The following is a 2,363-nucleotide window of genomic DNA, read 5'->3' as shown; positions in this document are numbered from 1 at the left end:
ATCTGAGTCAGCATCTGCATCAGAATCAGCAAGCTCTTCAGAATCAACTTCTGTATCTGAATCAGTATCAGCTTCTGAATCTTACTCAGCATCTGCTAGCCTTTCAGAATCTACATCAACTTCAACTTCAGTTTCAGAATCACTTTCAAGCTCTGAATCAACTTCAGTTTCAATTTCTCAATCAATGTCTGAAAGTGAAACTCCTAAAGTTGGTGAAGTAATCATTACTTACATCCGTGAGAATGATGGTAAAGAAATCCAAAAACCACGTCAAGATACACCAAACTCACCATATGACACTCCATATAACACAACTGAGGAAGGTGAAAAACCTAACACAATCAAGACTCCAGATGGTAAGACATACAAGATCGTACCAAAAGGTGATTACCCAGTAGGTAAAGTTGACGGCGACGGACACCTTGAATCATCTGATCCAATTAAAGGTAAAGTTGATAAACCTAAATCAACAATCACTTACGTTTATAAAGAAGTGAAGGGTGACGTTTACGTTCACTATAAAGACACTGACGGTAACACAATTAAAGATGATGTCACTGACGAAAAAGATCAACCAGTTGATAAAGATTACGATACAGTAATTGACAACCGTCCAAAAGAAATCCAGTACAATGGTAAGACATATGAATTGGTACCAGCAGGTAACTACAATGTAGGTAAAGTTGACGAACAAGGTCACCTTGAGTCATCAGACGCTACAACAGGTAAAGTTATCGAAGGACGTAAAGACGTTACTTACATCTACAAACTCAAAGAACAACCAGCACAACCTAAGGGTAATGTTTACGTTCACTATGTAGATACTGATGGTAATACAATCAAAGCATCTGTAACAGATGAAAAAGATCAACCAGTAGGTAAAGACTACGATACAGTAGTAGACAACCGTCCAAAAGAAATCGAATTCCAAGGTAAGACATACGAATTGGTACCAGCAGGTAACTACAAAGTAGGTCAAGTCGACGAACAAGGTCACTGGACAGGTGATGACGCTACAACAGGTAAAGTTGTTGAAGGCGACAAGAACGTAACTTACGTCTACAAACTTAAAGAAGATCCAACGAAACCTAAAGAAGGTGACGTAATCATCACTTACGTAGACGAAAAAGGTAAAGAAATCAAGAAACCTCGTCAAGACACACCAAACTCACCATATGATACTCCATATAACACAACTGAGGAAGGTGAAAAACCTAACACAATCAAGACTCCAGACGGTAAGACATACAAGATCGTACCGAAAGGTGACTACCCAGTAGGTAAAGTTGATGGCGATGGACATCTTGAATCATCTGATCCAATTAAAGGTAAAGTTGATAAACCACGTTCAATCATCACTTACGTCTACAAAGAAGTGAAAGGTGACGTTTACGTTCACTATAAAGATACTGAAGGTAACACAATCAAGACTTCAGTTGTTGATGAAAAAGATCAACCAGTCGATAAAGACTACGATACAGTAGTTGATAATCGTCCTAAGACTATCACAACAACTGATGGTAAAGTTTACGAATTGGTACCAGCAGGTAACTACACTGTAGGTAAAGTTGATGGACAAGGTCACCTTGAGTCATCAGACGCTACAACAGGTAAAGTTATCGAAGGACGTAAAGACGTTACTTACATCTACAAACTCAAAGAACAACCAGCACAACCTAAGGGTAATGTTTACGTTCACTTTGTAGATGAAAATGGTAACACTATCAAACAATCTGTAACAGATGAATTTGGTCAACCAGTAGGTAAAGATTACGATACAGTAATCGATAACCGTCCTAAGACAATTGTTACTGCTGATGGTAAAGTTTACGAATTGGTACCACAAGGTAACTACCCAGTAGGTTCTGTAGATGGTGATGGTCACTTGACAACAACTGACCCAGTAACTGGTAAAGTTATCGAAGGTGATAAGAACGTAACTTACGTTTACAAACTTGTCGATACAACTCCAGAAAAACCAGTAACACCAACTCCAGGTAAACCTGAACAACCAACTCCAGGTAAACCAGTTGATCCAGCTCCTAAAGCTCCAGCTAAAGCTACTCCAGTTAAACCTGCACAAGAAATGGCACAATTGCCAAACACTGGTGAAGAGTCTAACGTAGCAGCTACAGCAGCTCTTGGATTGCTTGCAACTGCATCTGGATTGGCTCTTGCGGCAAAACGCAAAAAAACTGAGGAATAATATTCCTTCGACTTACCCCTAAAACTTATGAGTAAGTAGTCCTAATAAAAACTAACTACTTTTAAGTTAGAATAAGCCGATTAGCTTCGTTCTAAAAAGACACATTCCGATATGGGATGTGTCTTTTTCTGGCTCCTTGTCAACTGTAGTGGGTGAC

General features: G+C 39.1%; 1 protein-coding gene. It reads left to right on the top strand.

Features of this window, described 5'->3' with window-relative positions:
* The coding region (locus tag HMPREF3112_RS10820) for a MucBP domain-containing protein (protein ID WP_256262704.1) at positions 1-2,206 on the top strand (2,206 nt) is incomplete at its 5' end.
* Positions 2,207-2,363 lie beyond the last annotated feature (157 nt).

This window comes from Streptococcus sp. HMSC10E12, assembly GCF_001807855.1.
GTDB classification, from domain to species: domain Bacteria; phylum Bacillota; class Bacilli; order Lactobacillales; family Streptococcaceae; genus Streptococcus; species Streptococcus salivarius.
The sequence above is the reverse complement of the archived record's forward strand: the minus strand, read 5'-3'. Positions and strand labels throughout refer to the sequence as shown.